Genomic DNA, 17,189 nt, shown 5'->3' with positions numbered 1-17,189 from the left:
ATGTCACAATTCGATTACAAACAGTACGCGGCAAGTTTTGGATGATGTTTACTGTGGTTTGATGATCGCAGTTTCACCGTGAACTTCGGCGACTCGGCCCTCCAGGTACCTGATTCGGCCCGCTGGGTTCCCGATTCGATCGGCAGGTTTCCTAAGCGTGCCCTACTCCGGCTCCCGCGCGAATCGGCACCTAGTCCGTGAGCAGACCGGGCAGCTGCGCCATCTCGGTGAAAGTCGTGTCAGCACCGGCGGCCAACAGCGTTTCCGCGCTCTGATGCACCGGCGAATCCGGACAGAACCCGATCACATGGGATCCGGCCGCAGCCCCGGCGATCACTCCGGTGGGGGAATCTTCGATCACGGCCGCCTCGACGGGATCGATGCCCAGGGAATCCGCCGCCGCGAGATAGACGTCGGGGGCGGGCTTCGAATTCGGCAGCTCCATGCCGGAGAAGATCCGGCCCGCGAAGGCATCGAAGAGACCGATCTTGCGCAGCTGCAGTTCGATCTTCGGCCGATCCGCGCCCGATGCGCAGGCGATCCTGCCGGGGTAGGTCTCCGCGATGCGATGAACCGCGGCCACGACTCCTGGAATCGCCTGGAGAGAGGCCCCGAGCTGGGCATTGCGGCGGCGACGGAACTCAGTCATCCACTCCGCGTCGATGCGGAACCCGGTGTGCTCCTCGATGACATCGGCCTCATCGCGGAGCATCTTGCCGACGAATCGCGCAACACACTCTTCGGCGCTCAGCTGCCAGCCGAGCTCTTGCAGCATCTGGTGGAGGACACCGTTGGTGATGCTTTCGGAGTCGACGAGGACCCCATCACAATCGAAGAGGACAGCGGAGAATTTCGGAAGTGCGACCATACTCTGATTCTGCCATCCGCCACTGACGCACAATCACGGCCCGCTGACGACCTACGCCGACTCACGACCCGACTTGCCCACCGGCGCATGCCCCGCACCACCGGCGCACGGCCCGTCTTGCCCACCGGCGCATGCCCCGCACCACCGGCGCACGGCCCGCCGAACGACTTCCACGCCAACTCACGAGCCTGAGCGAACCGGAGCGGGCGAGCGAACCGGAGTCAGACCACCCCGACCGACAACGCCGTATACAGCACTCGTGCGGTGACGAGCGCGCAGACGATGATGACCAACGCAAACAGCGTCAGCCAGGCTCCGGCGGGCAGCGACGAACCCTGAGCGAGGATATACGCATCGGACTGCTGCACGCGGCGCCTCCGCGTGTGGACGCGGATGACCTTGACGAGGTCCTTGAGGGAACCGATGGTCAGCGCAGTGCCGAGCGCGGCGACGAAGATCGAGATCCATTCCAGCGGCAGGAACACGACGACGAGCTGGGCCGCGATCGCGGTGATCACGGCGATGACGGCGCCCGCGACGTTCCGGATGAAGATGAGCGCGACCAACAGGATCAGCGCCCCGACCGACAGTGCCAAGGGGGCCCAGCCGAAGACAGCCGAGGTGGCCAGGACGAGTCCGAGCACGCCCGGTGCCGGATATCCCCAGAACCCCGCCCAGGTGGCGGAGAAACCGACCCGGCCGAAGGAGTTCATCTGCCCCGAATGGTCGAAGTTCAGAGAGATCCCCTTGACCACGCGCCCGGTCATGAGGGCGGCGAAAGCGTGGCCGAGCTCGTGGACGAAGGTCACGAACAGTCCGAAGAACCGCCAGATTCCCGGAGTCAGGGTCACGACCAGGGGCACCCCGATGACGAGGATGAGTCCGAGGACGTCGAGTTCGAGTCCGTCGTGTCGCCCGAATCCCGAGGTGATGGCATCCCACCACGTCGCCGTTGCCTGCTTGAAGTCCATAGCGGCCCAGTGTACGAACCGCCCCTGAGCGGGATCCTCAGGTGTCCCTCAGCGATTCGGGAGGACGGGCCGGAATCACCGATGGGAGGACGAGCCGGAATCGCTGACGGGAGGAGGAGGCGGATTCGCTGGCAGGAGGACGCGCGACACCGCTGACAGGAGGTCGGGCGACACTGCTGACAGGAGGAAGCGCGAGGAACACAGACGGAGGACGGCACCATCACAGACGGCTTTCAGGCACGATCACTGATTCGAAAACGCCGCGTCGAAGGAGACTTCGGGTCGTTTCCACAGCAGTTCGCGGATTCGGCCGACCGCCTCGGCGGCACCGTGGAGTCGGTCCATCCCGGCGTCCTCCCACTCAATGGAGATCGGTCCGCTGTACCCGATCGAGGCGAGCGCCCGGAATGCGTCTTCCCAGTGCATATCGCCGTGCCCGGTCGAAACGAAATCCCACCCTCGCCGAGGATCGCCCCACGACAGATGCGAACCGAGGATTCCGCTCCTGCCGGTCGGCGGTCGCAGACGCGTGTCCTTGCAATCAACGTGATAGATGCGATCGGCGAAGTCCGTGATGAAGCCGATGGTGTCGAGCCCCTGCCACAGAAGATGGCTCGGATCCCAGTTGAGACCGAACGCTTCGCGGTGGTCGATCGCCTCCAGGGCCCGGACGGTCGTCCAATAGTCGTAGGCGATCTCGGAGGGATGGACCTCGTGAGCGAACCTGACCCCTTCACCGTCGAAGACGTCGAGGATCGGATTCCAGCGGGTCGCGAAGTCGTCGTAGCCGGCGTCGATGACGGAGGCGGGAACGGGAGGAAACATGGCGATGTACGGCCAGATCTTCGAGCCGGTGAAGCCGACGACGGTGTCGACTCCGAGCCTGCGCGCAACCCGGGCCGCGCGCTTCATGTCCTCAGCCGCTCTCTGCCGCACCCCCTCCGCCTCGCCGTCTCCCCACACGTAGTCCCTGACGATCGCCTGGTGTCGGAAGTCGATCGGATCATCACAGACGGCTTGGCCGGCAAGATGGTTCGAGATCGCCCATACCTGGAGTCCGTGCCGGTCGAGGATGTCGAGCCTCGACTGCAGATAGCCGGGGTCCTCATCGGCTCGCACCAAGTCGAGATGGTCACCGGAACAGGCGATCTCGAGGCCGTCATAGCCCCAAGAGGCGGCCAGACGGGCCACCTCCTCGAAGGGCAGATCGGCCCATTGCCCGGTGAAGAGTGTGACGGGATGAGAGCTGTCGGTCATTGCTGCTCCTCTGCAGAAATCGGTCGCTGATCGTGGTCGTGTGCACCTGCTCGCGCTCGCTGCAGCGCGGAGAGGAACTCAGCGCTCGAGCGCGCCAGTGCGTCCTGACTCTCGGCCAGCGGTCGCCAGATCGAAGCGGCCACGGCAATCGTGTCGTTGTCGCCGGTGAAGCTCTCCACCGTGAGCGGGCCTGAGTATCCGATCTCGTCGAGTGCGTCGAAGAATGCGTTCCAATCCGTGTGATCGCCTCCGACCGGCCCACGGTCGTTGCCGCAGACCTGCACGACTCGGCAGTGCTCCCCGGCGGTTCGGATCGCCGAGGCGGGGCAGCGTTCCTCGATATTGAGGTGGTAGCTGTCCAGCGCCAGACCCACCCCTTCGCCCAGCAGGGGCTCCAATGCTTCGAGCCCCTGTTCGACGGTGTTGATGATGCTCGTTTCGTAGCGGTTGAGCGGCTCCACGGCGAGAGTCACGCCTCTCTCGGCCGCATACTGCGCCACGGGACGCAGAGCTTCTCGAAGCGTCCCGATCACTGCGGACCGTTCATCGGAATCCATCCGCCAGACCCGGCCGGTCGATGCCGTGAACGGTCCGGCCACAGTGGGCGAACCGACCTGGACAGCCACCTCGACGCAGTGACGCAGGTAGTCCTGGGTATCCGGTCGGAGCCGCGGGTCGATGAGGTCCCGGCCGGGGCCCATCGCTCCGACGATCCGCACACCCATACCCAGGTCGGCCAACACTTCCGCGGCAGAACCGGGGCCCCAGTCCCCCGGCACCTCCACCGGAAGTTCGAGCAGATCGAATCCGAAGCCGTGGGCACGGGCGGCGAACTCACCGAGGCGGTCGGTGGTCAACGGTGATACCCACACCCACGTGTTCACCCCGATCTCACGCGTCATCGCCTCAGGGTCTCGCCCGTCCATCCTCGCCTCCTGTACCCACGCCTGATCACTTCGAACCCGAACTGCCCCTGCTCGACTCCCACCCCTTCAAGGAATGAACGCATCAGGGAATGACTCTGTCCTGCCAGACCTCGGGGAACCCGGACAGATCCTCTCCGCCGAACTTCGCATAGTGCCCATCAGGCATTCCCTCGTTCCGGTCGAGGTACTCATCGAGGTCCTCGGCAGTGATCGGGCTCTGCGGCAGCACCCATTCGGTCGGCACCTCTTCGCCATTGAAGATCATCTCGGCAGCCAGCAGAGGAGTCCGCCACTGGAAGTTCGTATACACCGGGGCCAGCGCCGTCATCTCCGTCTCCTTCCACTTGCGCAGGAAGCTGAGCTCGTCCTCTCCGGTCATCACCGGATAGTCCTTTCCGGCATCTTCGAACGCTTCGACTGCAGACACGGCTCCGTCGCCGGCGTCCATCCACACACCCTGCACATCGCCCTTGGCGAGTTCATCGGAGACAACCTTCTTGATCTCGGCCGGGTCGCCCTCGGTGAAGTAGTCGACGACGTCGATATCGGCCTCGCCGAAGAGCTTGTCAGCGGCGGCCCAGCGCTGTTCGAGCACATCGACGCCGGGCAGAATCCGCAGCGCAACGACCTTGTCTCCCGCGTCCAGATTGTCGATGAGGAACTGTGAGGTGTCGATGCCCCACGCGAAGCCGCCGATCGGATGGATGAAGGTCACAGCGCAGTCGGTCTCCACACCCCTGTCGAAGACGATGACGGGTTTGTCGGTCTTGCAGGCACGCTCAACGGCCGGAGTGATCGCCGAGGTCGAGTTCGGCGAGATGATGAATCCGTCGCAGTCGCCTTCCGAGATGAAGTAGTCGATGTCCGCGATCTGAGTGTCGTCGTTGTCCTGTGCGTCGCGGGTCTCCATCTCGGTGATGACGCCGTTCTTCTTGAGATCCTTCAGCTGTTCGTTCATGGTGATCCAGCCGGTCTGCCGCCAGGGGTTCGAGATCGAGGCATTGGCGAAGCACATCTTCTTCCCGCCGTCGGACTCGAACTCCGAGGTGTCGCCCATCTCTGGGCTGATCATCTGCAGGTACGGCTTGTCCTCGGGCCCGTCGGGGACGACGTCACGCTCTTCGAACTGGCGATCATAGAGCTCCTGGTCGAACCACTCCTCGGAGGAGTCTTCGCCGCCGCCCTCACCTCCGCCGGGTTCCACCGTAGGGTCGGTCGTACATCCGGCCAAAGCGATGAGTGCGGAAGCACCGACCACCGCGACCGCTGTCCTCAGCACTGGTTTCAGTCCTGTTCTCATGATGGTTTCTCCTCTGTCATTGCCGTACGGCTCCATCGCCGCCGGTCGATGGGGTCGACGGAGCGCTCTCCGCCGAGGTGGTCGTCGGATCCGCCGAGGTGGTCGCTGAATTCGTCGAGGTCGAAGTCCGGCTCCGTTTCCGCCGTCGAGCGAAGACCACTCCCGAATAGGCGACAGCGGCGATGATGATCGCTCCTTGGATCGCATCACGCATCGTTGCCGGAACAGCGGTGAAGTTCAGCAGAGTGAAGAGCGCCTCAAGAGTGAATGCACCGGTGAGAGCACCGAGGACAGTGCCTCGACCTCCGCCGAGCACCACTCCGCCCAGAACGACGGCGGTGATGGCCGTGAACTCGTAGCCCTGCCCCACCGAGGGATGCACCCCGGCGAAACCGACGAGCAGCACGCCGGCCACGGTGGCCGACAGCGACGAGAGTACGAAAGCCGAGGTCTTCGTCCACCACACCCGGGAGCCCGCGAATGTCGCTGCCGCGGAATTGTCGCCGATCGCCGTCAGCGTGCGGCCGAACGGCCGCCTCGAGAGCCACACGGCCAGGAGGATGACCGCCGCCAGAACGAGCACAGCGTATGGAATGGAATCGATGAGCGGTATGTTCTCGAACCCGCCGCGTCCGATCTGTCGGAAGTTCTCAGCGGGGTTGCTCGTCGCGACTCCTCCGGTCCACCACATGATGGCACCGTGGATGACGAGCATAGTGCCCAGGGTGACGATGAAAGAGGGCACGCGCAGCAGAGTCGTGGCCAATCCGTTGATCAGACCGACGAGGATGCCGATCCCGACGAGGACGAAGAGGACCGGAACGGTCTTCGACTCGTCGACGCCGACAAGATGGCCGACGGTCATCACCTGAGCAGTGACGACGGCCCCCATCGACAGGTCGAACTCACCGCTGACGATGACGAAATACTGACCGATCGCCACTATGGCGATGGGCGCGACCCGTTGGATGAACCGCATGAGCGAACCGGGTTCAGCGAAACTCGGATTGAGCACGATGATCGCCAGGAGGATGACGATGAGGAGGACCACGACGATCCCCTTCGGGTCGAGTGCCCGCCTCCCCCACTCCGTCATCCGATCCCCGACGCCGAGGCGGCTCTGTCCTGACCGTGAAGGCGCGGACTGCGCCCGCACAGACTGTGGGTGCCCGGTTGCGGAGGTCATGCGCGGCTGCCTTCCTCTGTGACGGTCGAGTCCTGGCCGGGCTTCCCGTCAGCATCGGGCCTGGCCACGGCCACGATGTTCGGCCCCTGCGGTGCCTGGGCGAACCTGATTCGGCGTGCGATGATCCTGCGTCGCGCGTAGAGGGCGACGGCGACGATGATCACGAGTCCGCGGACGACGTCTTTGAGGAACGGATTGAACTGCATGACGCTCATGAGGTTGTCGAGGACCGCGAAGATCGCAACGCCGCCGATGGTTCCCCAGATCGAGCCTCGCCCTCCCATGAGGACAGTGCCTCCGAGGACGACGGCAGCGATGGACAGCAGATCATAGGTGCCCTGCGAGCCCACAGTCGGACTGCCCACACCCAGCCGACTGGCCAACAGCAGCCCCGCGAAGCCGGCACAGACCGAACTGCCGATATGGGCTCCGATGATCGGCAGCCGTTCGCGGACTCCCGACAGCCGAGCGACCTCTGCATTGCCTCCAGCGGCGAACAGGTGGTGCCCGAAAGTGGTGCGGACGAGGATGAAAGCGACAACGGCGGCCAGTCCCAGCATGACGATCGTCGAGATCGGGATCGGACCGATGCCGGAGGCCCCGAAGAGTTGGAATGACCAGGGCACTTCGCCTTCGGTGCCCTGATAGTTCGTATCCAGGTATCCCTTGAGCATCAGACCTACGCCGAGGGTGGCGACGAAGCCATGCACCCCCAGCACCGTGACGAACAGTCCGTTGGCCAGGCCGATGAGCGCAGTGATCGCCACCGTGAGCAGGACTGCGGGGATCACCATCCCGTCTCTTCCGTCCATGGTCTGTGCCGCGGTGAGGCTGGCCAGGCTCATGACGTAGGGCACCGACAGATCGAGGGAGGCCCCGAGGATGACGAGTGTCTGCCCGATGGCGACGAAGCCGAGCACACTCATTCCCGTGAGAATGTCGCGGATGTTTCCCGGGCTGAAGAGATTTCGACCGGTCGTGGAGACGAGGATCGCGCCGATGATGAGCACGATGATCAGGGCGATGTAGACGAGCGCTGTGGTGTCGAGTCTGCGCAACATCGTTCTCACTGCTCGGTCACCACCTGAGCTTCGGTTCCCGTCGCCATCGACAGAACCTCCTCTTCGCTGGAACCGGGCGGCAGCTCTCCAGCGATCCGACCATCGGCCATGACAAGTATTCTGTCGGCCATGCCCAGCACCTCGGGCAGTTCGCTCGAGACGAAGATGATGCCGACGCCTCGGCGAGCAAGGCTTCGGATCAGCCGATAGACGGCGACCTTGGCCCCGACATCGATCCCCCGAGTCGGTTCGTCGAGCAGCACGATCCGGGGAGAGGTCGCCAGCCATTTCGCGAGAACGACCTTCTGCTGGTTCCCTCCGGACAGTGCCCGCACTTCCTGATCGAGACCGCGGCTGATGACTTCGAGAGACTCGAGGATCGCGGGAACTTCTGTCCGGACTCGGGCAGTTCTGGCAGGAAAGACCGCCCGGATGGCCAGCAGCGCATTGTCCACGATCGATTGGGACAGGGCCAGACCTGTGCCCTTGCGATCTTCGGTCACCAGGGCCAGTCCGTGCTGCACACCCTGTCGAGCAGAGCCGATGCTCACCGTCTGTCCCGACAGGTACACCGTGCCCCGTGTGAAGGGCTGTGTTCCGAACACAGCTTCGAGCAGCTCGGTCCGCCCCGAGCCTTGGAGTCCGGAGACGCCGAGGATCTCCCCGGCCCGGAGTTCGAGCTCGATGCTGTCGAGCTGCTCGTTTCCTCCGCTGCTGACCTCCAGCAGCGGTTCTCCGATCGCCGTCCCGGGCTCGGCTTCCGGGAAGAAGGCGCTGATGGGTCGGCCGACCATGGCCCGCACGAGGCCGGCGTGATCGAATTCGCCGCTCGGCCTGCTGGCCACGAGTGAACCGTCCTTCATCACGGTGATCTCGTCGCAGAGGTCGAAGATCTCCTGCAGTCGGTGTGACACGTAGATGATTGCTACGCCCTTGGCCTTGAGCGTGCCGATGACTCGGTAGAGGACGGCCACTTCGTTGTCCGACAGCGCGGCTGTGGGTTCGTCCATCGAGATGACCTTGGCATCGACGGAGAGTGCTTTGATGATCTCGACGATCTGCTGCTCTGCCACCGTCAGCCAGCCGACCTTCGCCTCAGGAGTGATTCCGGTGACGTCGAGCTCGTCGAGGAGCTTCTGGGTCCGCCGCTTCATGGCGGCGACGTCGACGATTCCCCACCGATGCGGTTCGCGTCCGAGGAAGACGTTCTGGGCGACCGTGCGCTCCGGCAGCAGATTGAACTCCTGGAAGACAGTGGCGACGCCAGCACGTTCGGCCTCGACCGGATGGTTGAAGTCGACCTGTTCTCCGTTGATGCGCAGATCTCCGGAGTCCCGCTGATGGACCCCGGCGATGATCTTCATCAGCGTGGACTTCCCTGCCCCGTTCTCGCCGACGAATCCGTGTACGGTCCCGGCATGGACGTCGATCGAAACCCCATGGAGCACTTCGACTCCGAAGAAGCCCTTCGTGATCCCAGCCGCTGAGAGCACCGGCTGGACCGACCCTGTTGCGCTCATGTCTTCACTCCTGCGGTGTTCACAGCGATTCGACCTCGACCCACGAGCGCTGTTCGACTGACTTCAACACGGCTTCGGTGATGAGAACGGCTCGCAGGCCGTCGGCCAGCAGCGGAACACCGTCGCGAGGTTCTCCGGCAAAGAGCGCATAGGAGTCGGCGACGAAAGCATTGAACGCGTCTTGGTATCCCTGCGGGTGACCGGCCGGAACCTCGCACAGGCGCGCGGCATCGGCGGAGAGCGTGTCGGGATCACGCACGAGGAGGCGGCTGTCGGCGCGTCTGCCGAACCACAGGTTCTCCGGCTGTTCCTGCTCGAAGCGCATGCTCGCCTCGGTGCCGGCGATCTCCACGGTCAGTCCGTTCTTCCGTCCAGGAGCCAGTTGGGACACCAACAGCGAGCCGATGGCACCACCGGCGAACTCGACGGTCACGGCCACGGTGTCCTCCGTCGTCACGGGGGCCCCGCCTCGGCGAGGGTGGACGGTTCTCGTCGTCGCCACCAGAGACGATATCCGGTCGCCGACGATGAATTCGATGAGGTCGACGAGGTGGGAGCCGATATCGGCGAATGCCCGCGAGGGTCCGCCGCGTTCGGATTCGACACGCCAGTTCTCATCGCCGGAGCCGAGCAGCCAGTCCTGCAGATAGCCTGCGTCGACGGTCAGCAGCGTCCCGGCCTGCCCCTCGCGGAACCGAGCGCGGGCCTCGCGCACCATCGGGTGGTAACGGTAGACGAAGGGCACCGTTCCCCGCAGCCCTGCCGCTTCGGCGCGGGCGAGCACGGCACGCGCCTCGACCGAGTTCGTGGCCAACGGCTTCTCGCAGATGATGTTCGACCCGGTGTCCAGGGCCTGCAGGGACTGCGCCGCGTGGACGTCATTGGGGGTGCAGATGTGGATGACGTCGAGCGACCGGGCGAAGAGCTCAGCGCCGGCCGCCGGCTGGGCGAAACCCAGTTCGGCGGCGACTTCGGCACTTCTCGAGGGGTTGGAAGCGGCAACGCTGTCGAGCGCCGCGCTGGCCGAACGTGCGGCTCGGCTGTGGACACGGGCCATAAAACCGCCGCCGAGGATGCCGATACGAGGCGGCTGCGGGGCCGCATGAGCAACATTGACCATGCATCATTATGCTGTCCGAGTCACTGCTTTTGTCAATGGCTTTTCAAAAGTATTTATCGGATCGTCTCTAAGTTGCAATGTGGTTTACTGAATGAATGACATCGTCGACCGACCCGCACACTTTCGACCTGTCCCATGCCGGCGGGCTGTTTCAGCTGCTGCGCGACAGCCGACCGCGAACTCGCGCGGAACTGGTTCGCTCGACGGGTTTGTCCCGCCCGACCGTGGCGCACCGGATCGAACAGCTGCTGGGACTGGGGCTCATCGCTCCCGTCGACGATGCGGTCTCCACCGGCGGTCGGCCGAGCTCGCAGTTCGCTTTCAACCCGCGGGCGCGGGTGGTCATCGCCGCTGATTTCGGGGCCTCACATGCACGGATCGCGGTCACGAACCTGGCCGGCGAGCTGCTCGCCGATCAGCGTGCGAAGCGCGCGATCTCCGAAGGTCCCGATGATGCTGTCGAATGGATGACCGCAACGGCCCTCCAATTGCTCGACGAGACAGGACGCAGCGTCGACGAGGTCGTCGGCATCGGAATCGGACTGCCCGGCCCGGTCGAATTCTCCACGGGTCGACCGATCAACCCCCCGATCATGCCCGGCTGGGACCGTTTCGACCTGCCCGGGGCATTGAAGAAGACCTTCTCGGCTCCGGTTCTCGTCGACAATGATGTCAACATCATGGCATTGGGCGAACAGACTGCAGCCTGGCCCGACGCTTCCGACCTGATCTTCGTCAAGGTCGCTACGGGCATCGGGGCGGGAATCATCTCCGGCGGCTCCCTGCGCCGAGGTTCACACGGGGCCGCAGGCGATATCGGCCATGTGGCGCTCTCGCGTGCTGCGGATATCCCCTGTGCGTGCGGCAATCGCGGATGCCTGGAAGCGGTCGCCTCCGGACGAGCGATCGCCAAGGGCCTCACGAATGCCGGGATACCGGCCGCCACGCCCGGCGATGTCGTCCGTCTCGCCAAAGACGGAGACCTCCAGGCCATTCAGGCCGTCCGCCAAGCCGGGCGCGACCTCGGCGAGGTGCTCACCACCTGCGTGAGTCTGATGAATCCGGCGCTCATCCTCATCGGCGGGACCATGGCACAGGCCGCAGAACATCTGGTCGCAGGGGTCAGGGAGGTCGTGTATGCGAGGTCGATCCCCTTGTCGACCGAGCACCTCATGATCGCTCCGTCACGTGCAGCCGGAGATGCCGCGATCCTCGGCGCGGCTCACCTGGCCATCGATGCGGCACTGTCACCCTCACGGATCTCCGCAGCGCTGCGCAGCTGATCCCCACGCCTGTGCGAGGCGATCCGCGAACGCTCCGGCCTGGGCCTATACACTGTTGAAAGCGGCCGCGCAATCCCCCGCTCGCAGCGTGTGCCGTTTCTTGCGAAGGAGTGTCATTGTCACAACACCGCCGATTCGCCCAGGTCGACGTCTTCTCTGCCGTGCCCTTCCGAGGCAACCCCGTCGCCGTCATCCTCGATGCCGATGGCCTCGATGAGACGCAGATGGCTCGCATCGCGAACTGGACGAACCTGTCCGAGACGACCTTCGTCCTCCCGCCCGAGGATCCCGCCGCCGACTATCGTCTGCGCATCTTCACCCCGCACCAGGAGCTGCCCTTCGCCGCCCCCGACCGCCTGCGCACGGGAGCACTCGACGAGTCCTATGTCGCTGAGATCGCGACCGCCCTCGGCGTCGACCGTGACGATATCCTCGGTCATCAGTGGGCCGACAACGGTCCGGGATGGGCGGCCGTGCGGCTGGCCGGCGCCGAACAGGTGCTCGCACTGAATCCGGACTTCTCGGCGATTCCCGATGCGAAGATCGGCGTCCTCGGCGCCCACCCCGAGGGCGCGGACCACGAATACGAGATCCGCGCCTTCGTGCCCGGAGTCGGCGTCGCCGAGGATCCGGTGACCGGCAGCCTCAACGCCTCCGTCGCCCAATGGCTCATCGGCGAGGGCCATGCTCCGAACAGCTACACCGCGACTCAGGGAACCGCACTCGGCCGCTCCGGAATCGTGTCCATCGCGGCCGAGGACGACGAGATCTGGGTCGGCGGAGCCACGTCCATCTGCATCCGCGGGACGGTGCACACATGAATCGACATCTGACCGAAGCGAACAAACCGAAGAAGCGTCTGCGCATCTTCCACGGCCGTATGTACTTCGCCCTCCAGGCGCTTGCCGGAGCGGCGTGGTGGCTGGGCACCGCGACGATTCCCGAGGTGGCGGACGCGACGCTCGGCGGAATCGATCCGCTGCTCGTCGCGATCGTCGACATCCCGCTCTTCGTCATCGGCTCGGCCCTGGCCGCGCTGAACTTCCGCTGGGCCGTGTGGATCGCCACGGGTTGGACCGTGCTCGTGGCCCTGGGCATGGTCATCTACGCCACCGCCACCACCGAGGCGGGTCTGGGCGCCGTACTCATGATCCTCGCCGCGCTCGGCAGTCTGCTCGCCGGTGTGCTCATGATCTTCGGCCGGATCCCGTCCGAGAAGCTCCTGGTCGGACCATTTGCGTTCCACAGTTCGCACAACCGCATCCGGTCTCACCTGCTGGTGCGGACCACGGTCCAGATCGTCGTCTTCTGGGGTGTCTTCCTCGTCATCATCCCGGTCATCATCAATGCCTTCGAGGACCGCTGGGAGCTGGCTTACAAGTTCCCGATCCTGCTGGCTGTCGCGGGCTTCGCACTGCTCGCGTTCTCCAGCGTCATCGGCGTGTGGTCGGCTCGGGCGATCGCGAACTTCGGCTCGGGCACCCCGCTGCCGTCCCAGATGGCCCACCACCTCGTCGCCCGCGGACCCTATGCCTTCGTCCGCAACCCGATGGCCATCGCCGGCATCGCTCAGGGTGTGGCGATGGGTCTGCTCATCGGTTCCTGGCTCGTCGTGGTCTACGCCCTCATCGGCTCACTGCTGTGGAATTGGCTCATCCGCCCCCACGAAGAGACCGATCTGTACGAGCGCTTCGGTGACGAATACCGCGACTACGCGAAGCGGGTGCGCTGCTGGTGGCCGAGTTTCTCCGGGACCTCCGAGTCGGCGCTTGCCGATGATGCTCCTGCCGAGAAAGGCCTTGCCGACGAGGAGTGATCGGCCTACGCTCAAGCGATACCGACCACTCATCGAGGAGGCCCCATGGTCACGTTCACCACTGAACTTCTCGCCCTGGGCAACAATGTCGGCATCGAGGTCCCCGAGGACATCGTGCTCGGCTTCGGCGTGGGCAAGCGGGTGCCGGTCATCGTCACGATCGAGGGCTATTCCTATCCGTCGACGACGGCGGTGATGGGCGGGAAGTACCTGCTCCCACTGGCCAAGGAGCACCGCGAGAAGATCGGCGTCGCCGGAGGGGAGACCCACGAGGTGACTCTGACTCACGACACCTCGAACCGGGAGACCCCGGTTCCCGATTCCCTCGCCGAGGCGCTCAACACCGCCGGTGTCCGCGCGGCCTTCGATGCGCTCGCTCCGTCGAAGCGCAAGGAGCATGTGCGGCAGGTGACTTCGGCGAAGGCCGAGGAGACCCGTGATCGCCGGATCAAGAAGATCGTCGACTCGCTCAGCTGAGCGGCCATCGGTCGGAGAGTGCACTTATGCCGCGATGAGCTGCCCGCCGGTGCCTCGCTTCGTCCGCCGACGCGGCCACACCGCCATGCAGCACAGGCCGAGGAGTGCGCCGATGCCGGCGCCGAGCGTGTTCGTGACGAGGTCGCTGAGCGTGGCGAAGCGGGTCTGTGTGAGCACGGTGCCTTGGAAGATCTCGATGGCGGCGCTGAAGCTCGTACCGATTGCGAACCCGAGCCACCAACGCCTGCGCCCGAAATGGAGGGCCGCGAGGAAGCCGAAGGGAATGAACATCGCCACATTGCCGAGCTTCTCGACCCACTCATACGTCAGCCAGGCCGTCTCCCGGTGCGCGGCGAAGAGGTCGAGTGCGTGCCCGATGAGGGTGTCGGGGCCGGTTCCCAGCTGCTGCGGGGTCAGCGTGACGGCGGCGATGAAGAGGGTGTAGAGAACGAGAAGGGCCAGCGGCGCACCGACAGTGCGCTGATCATGATCTGCCATCACGGTCCAACATACGGGCGCTTCCTTGGCACATCCTCAATCAGGGGTGCGAATCCGATCACGAACCGTCGTCACGATCACCAGCGCCCGGCTCTCAGTCATTCATCGGACCTCATGATCGACGGGAACCCCGTCCATCCTCGGCGGCCAGATGGTCATCACGACGAGTCCGACCACCGCTCCGATGCCGGCACCGAGGCTGTTCGTCACGAGGTCGCTGATCGTGGCGAAGCGAGTGGGCGAGAGCAGAGTCGCCTGCGTGCCCTCGATGAGGCAGGTGAAGGCGATGCCGGTGACCCAGCCGATCCACCAGCGGCTGGGCCCGCACTGCAGTGCCATGAGCAGACCGAAGGGGATGAACATCCCCACGTTCGCGAGCTTCTCGAGGATGTCGTAGTCGATCCAGGCGGTCACCGTGTGGGAGGCGAGGAATTCGAGCAGCCCCGCGATGAACGAGCCCTGCCCCGTGTCGAGCTGGTTGGGCGTGAGCGTGACGAGGCCGATGAAGATCGTGTAGAGGATGAGCAGCGCCAAGGGCACCGTCCGCAGCCGTCGACTCACGCCCGTCATCGCTCGCGCTCCCTCGTCTCGACCCCAGAACCCGGATCGGCTCGCCGCTCAACAGCTCTCGCGCCGGTGGCTGCCGCTTTCATGTTCCGAACCGTGCGCCCAGTTCGGAAACCCTCAGACGACGCTCGTCGACTTTCATCCGCCCGGCTGCTTCGAGCATTCCGATGCCGTGCAGCGCACCCCAGAAGACCTCCGCTCCCACCGGATCGCCGATGGTCTCGGTGAGTGCGGAGAATGAGTCCCGCAGCTCGGCTTCATTGTCCTCTTCTGCGAAGCGAGCGTCGATAGGCTCACGGAACATCACCTCATAGACTGCAGGGTTCTCATCGGCGAAATCGAGATAGGCATGCGCAACGGCCTCGACCGCCTCTCTGCGCCCCCTGCCTTCGAATGCGGCCCTGCACAGGCGTCCGAGTTCGACGAATCCTTCGAGAGCACAGGCGAGCATGATCTCGGACTTCCCTCCAGGGAAGTGCCCGTAGAGCACCGGCTGAGAATACCCGATCGCATCGGCCAGATGGCGCGTCGTCACCGCGGACCAGCCGTCCGTTTCAGCTCGACTTCTGGCGGCATCGAGGATGTCACGCCGGCGCTGTTCCTGGCGACGAGCTTTTTCCGATTCGCGCTTCTCGGTCATTCGTTCCTCTCTTGCCAACACCGGAGATGACCTCTAATCTAGCATTACTAGCTTTTCTAGCAACGCTAGTCTTGGTGATGTGTTCGCCATCGGGATCCCCGTCGAAAGGACTCTCCGTCATGCTCAGCGCCCTGTCTGCAGCCGCCCTGACGATCACCGGGGTGATGGTCGGGATCGAGTTCTGCGTGGCCGTCGTCGTCCCACGCATCCACCGACGCCTGCCGATCGGAGAGCTCCTCGACATGCAGGCGGACAGCGCGCGGCTGATGGGGCGCATGATGCCCCTCTGGTATTTCGCCTCACTCATCCTCACCTCGGGACTTGCAGCAGCCTCCTGGGGGAGCGTTTCAGCGGGTTTGTCACTCACCGCGGGTGCGCTGCTCGCACTCAGCGTGATCATGTCGGTCACCCTGCTGGTGCCCATCAACAATCGCTCGGCCGAGTGGACACGCGAGGAGCACCCGGCGGACTGGCGTGAGCAGCTGAACCGCTGGAACTCACTGCACATCGTCCGCCTGGCGGTCATCGTTGCGGCGTTCATCTTCGCCGCACTGGCGTCCTCGCTGCTCTGAGGCACGATCACAGCAGCGAGGAACGCCTCCTCGTCTCAGCTCAGACGGCTTCGACCTGGTCGAAGCTCGCGGTGTCGATGACGACACGGAACTGCACGTCTCCGGCCACGACTCGGTCATAGGCGGCGTCCGCCTCGGTGACGGGAATCGTTTCGATCTGTGCGGCGATGCCGTGCTCGGCGCAGAAGTCGAGCATCTCCTGGGTTTCGGCGATGCCGCCGATGTTCGATCCGGCGATCGCCTTGGCTCCGCCGATGACCGAGCCGAAGGAGAACTGCTGCTTCTCAGGCGGCAGGCCGACGACGGCCATGACTCCGCGCGGCTTCAACAGACGCAGGTAGCGGTCGACGGGGATGTCGGCGCTGATCGTGTTGAGGATGAGGTCGAACTCGCCGCGGTGATCGGAGAAGAAGTCCTCTTCCGTGGTTGCGAGCATCCGCGTCGCGCCGAGCCCGAGTGCCGATTTCTCCTTCTTCAGCGTGCGCGAGAGCACGGTCACTTGCGAGCCCATGGCCGCGGCGATCTGCACGCCCATATGGCCGAGTCCGCCGAGGCCGAGCACGGCGACCTTCTTCGGAGCCCCATTCTTCTTCTCGCCCGCACCCCAGCGGTTGAGCGGTGCGTAGGTGGTGATGCCCGCGCAAAGCAGCGGGGCGGCGACGTCGAAATCGAGGGCATCGGGGATGCGGCACACGAAGCGTTCGTTGACGACGACCTTCTGGGAGTAGCCGCCCTGGGTGATGGTGCCGTCGACGTCTTCGACGTTGTAGGTGCCGACCTGTCCGTTCAGGCAGTTCTGCTCCTGCCCGGCGGCGCATTCCTCGCATTCGCCGCACGAGTTGACCATGCAGCCGACTCCCACGCGGTCGCCGATCTTCCAATCGGTGACGTTGTCACCGACGGCCTCGACGATGCCGGCGATCTCGTGGCCGACGGTGAGCGGGAATTGGGCCTCGCCCCATTCGTTGCGGATGGTGTGGATGTCGCTGTGGCAGATGCCTGCCGCCTTGATGTCGATGACGACGTCATCGGGTCGCGGATCCCGACGTTCGATCGTGGCCACACGGAACGGCTGGTCCGGTCCCGTCTTCTGCAGTGCCTTGACGCTGATGCTCATGTGATCTCCT

18 protein-coding genes are annotated in these 17,189 nt (G+C 64.7%); 5 read left to right on the top strand and 13 right to left on the bottom strand.

Going from position 1 to position 17,189, the window contains the following annotated elements:
* Positions 1 to 190: 190 nt before the first annotated feature.
* The 9 genes from EB835_RS03670 to EB835_RS03630 all read right to left on the bottom strand — a co-directional run bounded on the left by EB835_RS03670 (position 191) and on the right by EB835_RS03630 (position 10,209).
* Complete coding sequence (locus EB835_RS03670; protein ID WP_135808101.1) at positions 191 to 868, bottom strand: HAD family hydrolase; 678 nt, start codon at positions 866 to 868, stop codon at positions 191 to 193.
* Between the two features lie 221 nt (positions 869 to 1,089).
* Positions 1,090 to 1,839 (bottom strand): M50 family metallopeptidase, encoded by a 750-nt coding sequence (locus EB835_RS03665; RefSeq protein ID WP_135808100.1) that lies wholly within the window; start codon positions 1,837 to 1,839, stop codon positions 1,090 to 1,092.
* A gap of 243 nt (positions 1,840 to 2,082) precedes the next feature.
* A complete protein-coding gene (locus EB835_RS03660; RefSeq protein ID WP_135808099.1) occupies positions 2,083 to 3,096 on the bottom strand; it encodes a sugar phosphate isomerase/epimerase family protein in 1,014 nt (337 codons plus the stop codon).
* A complete protein-coding gene (locus EB835_RS03655) occupies positions 3,093 to 3,998 on the bottom strand; it encodes a sugar phosphate isomerase/epimerase family protein (RefSeq protein WP_135808207.1) in 906 nt (301 codons plus the stop codon). Before EB835_RS03655 ends, EB835_RS03660 begins: the two co-directional genes overlap by 4 nt.
* A 106-nt stretch (positions 3,999 to 4,104) precedes the next feature.
* On the bottom strand, positions 4,105 to 5,322 hold the full coding sequence (locus EB835_RS03650) for a substrate-binding domain-containing protein (protein ID WP_135808098.1): 1,218 nt from the start codon (positions 5,320 to 5,322) through the stop codon (positions 4,105 to 4,107).
* A 16-nt stretch (positions 5,323 to 5,338) separates the two neighbouring features.
* Complete coding sequence (locus EB835_RS03645; RefSeq protein WP_135808206.1) at positions 5,339 to 6,418, bottom strand: ABC transporter permease; 1,080 nt, start codon at positions 6,416 to 6,418, stop codon at positions 5,339 to 5,341.
* A gap of 86 nt (positions 6,419 to 6,504) precedes the next feature.
* Positions 6,505 to 7,569 carry an ABC transporter permease gene (locus EB835_RS03640; protein ID WP_135808097.1) on the bottom strand — a complete coding sequence of 355 codons (1,065 nt, stop codon included), beginning with the start codon at positions 7,567 to 7,569 and terminating at the stop codon, positions 6,505 to 6,507.
* Between the two features lie 5 nt (positions 7,570 to 7,574).
* A complete protein-coding gene (locus tag EB835_RS03635; RefSeq protein ID WP_135808096.1) occupies positions 7,575 to 9,089 on the bottom strand; it encodes a sugar ABC transporter ATP-binding protein in 1,515 nt (504 codons plus the stop codon).
* A gap of 19 nt (positions 9,090 to 9,108) precedes the next feature.
* Complete coding sequence (locus EB835_RS03630) at positions 9,109 to 10,209, bottom strand: Gfo/Idh/MocA family protein (RefSeq protein ID WP_135808095.1); 1,101 nt, start codon at positions 10,207 to 10,209, stop codon at positions 9,109 to 9,111.
* 95 nt (positions 10,210 to 10,304) lie between these two features.
* Here EB835_RS03630 and EB835_RS03625 point away from each other — a divergent pair, with 95 nt between their 5' ends.
* The 4 genes from EB835_RS03625 to EB835_RS03610 all read left to right on the top strand — a co-directional run bounded on the left by EB835_RS03625 (position 10,305) and on the right by EB835_RS03610 (position 13,785).
* Complete coding sequence (locus tag EB835_RS03625) at positions 10,305 to 11,492, top strand: ROK family transcriptional regulator (RefSeq protein WP_135808094.1); 1,188 nt, start codon at positions 10,305 to 10,307, stop codon at positions 11,490 to 11,492.
* Between the two features lie 116 nt (positions 11,493 to 11,608).
* A complete protein-coding gene (locus EB835_RS03620; RefSeq protein WP_135808093.1) occupies positions 11,609 to 12,313 on the top strand; it encodes a PhzF family phenazine biosynthesis protein in 705 nt (234 codons plus the stop codon).
* A complete protein-coding gene (locus EB835_RS03615; protein ID WP_135808092.1) occupies positions 12,310 to 13,308 on the top strand; it encodes a methyltransferase family protein in 999 nt (332 codons plus the stop codon). Before EB835_RS03620 ends, EB835_RS03615 begins: the two co-directional genes overlap by 4 nt.
* Positions 13,309 to 13,353: 45 nt before the next feature.
* Positions 13,354 to 13,785, top strand: a complete 432-nt coding sequence (locus tag EB835_RS03610) for a YdeI/OmpD-associated family protein (protein WP_135808091.1) — start codon at positions 13,354 to 13,356, stop codon at positions 13,783 to 13,785.
* Between the two features lie 24 nt (positions 13,786 to 13,809).
* Here EB835_RS03610 and EB835_RS03605 read toward each other — a convergent pair whose 3' ends face one another.
* From EB835_RS03605 to EB835_RS03595, 3 genes are all read right to left on the bottom strand, one after another.
* Positions 13,810 to 14,283, bottom strand: a complete 474-nt coding sequence (locus tag EB835_RS03605) for a VanZ family protein (RefSeq protein ID WP_135808090.1) — start codon at positions 14,281 to 14,283, stop codon at positions 13,810 to 13,812.
* A gap of 102 nt (positions 14,284 to 14,385) precedes the next feature.
* Complete coding sequence (locus EB835_RS03600; RefSeq protein ID WP_240688529.1) at positions 14,386 to 14,853, bottom strand: VanZ family protein; 468 nt, start codon at positions 14,851 to 14,853, stop codon at positions 14,386 to 14,388.
* Positions 14,854 to 14,932: 79 nt separating this feature from the next.
* Positions 14,933 to 15,490 (bottom strand): TetR/AcrR family transcriptional regulator, encoded by a 558-nt coding sequence (locus tag EB835_RS03595; RefSeq protein ID WP_135808089.1) that lies wholly within the window; start codon positions 15,488 to 15,490, stop codon positions 14,933 to 14,935.
* Positions 15,491 to 15,609: 119 nt separating this feature from the next.
* Between EB835_RS03595 and EB835_RS03590 the strand changes: the two genes are divergently transcribed.
* Complete coding sequence (locus EB835_RS03590) at positions 15,610 to 16,062, top strand: anthrone oxygenase family protein (RefSeq protein WP_135808088.1); 453 nt, start codon at positions 15,610 to 15,612, stop codon at positions 16,060 to 16,062.
* A gap of 40 nt (positions 16,063 to 16,102) precedes the next feature.
* On the opposite strand, the gene EB835_RS03585 is transcribed toward EB835_RS03590, so the two are convergent.
* Complete coding sequence (locus tag EB835_RS03585; protein ID WP_135808087.1) at positions 16,103 to 17,179, bottom strand: NAD(P)-dependent alcohol dehydrogenase; 1,077 nt, start codon at positions 17,177 to 17,179, stop codon at positions 16,103 to 16,105.
* Between the last annotated feature and the right edge of the window lie 10 nt (positions 17,180 to 17,189).

This window comes from Brevibacterium sp. S22 (assembly GCF_004745485.1).
Lineage (GTDB): Bacteria > Actinomycetota > Actinomycetes > Actinomycetales > Brevibacteriaceae > Brevibacterium.
The sequence above is the reverse complement of the archived record's forward strand: the minus strand, read 5'-3'. Positions and strand labels throughout refer to the sequence as shown.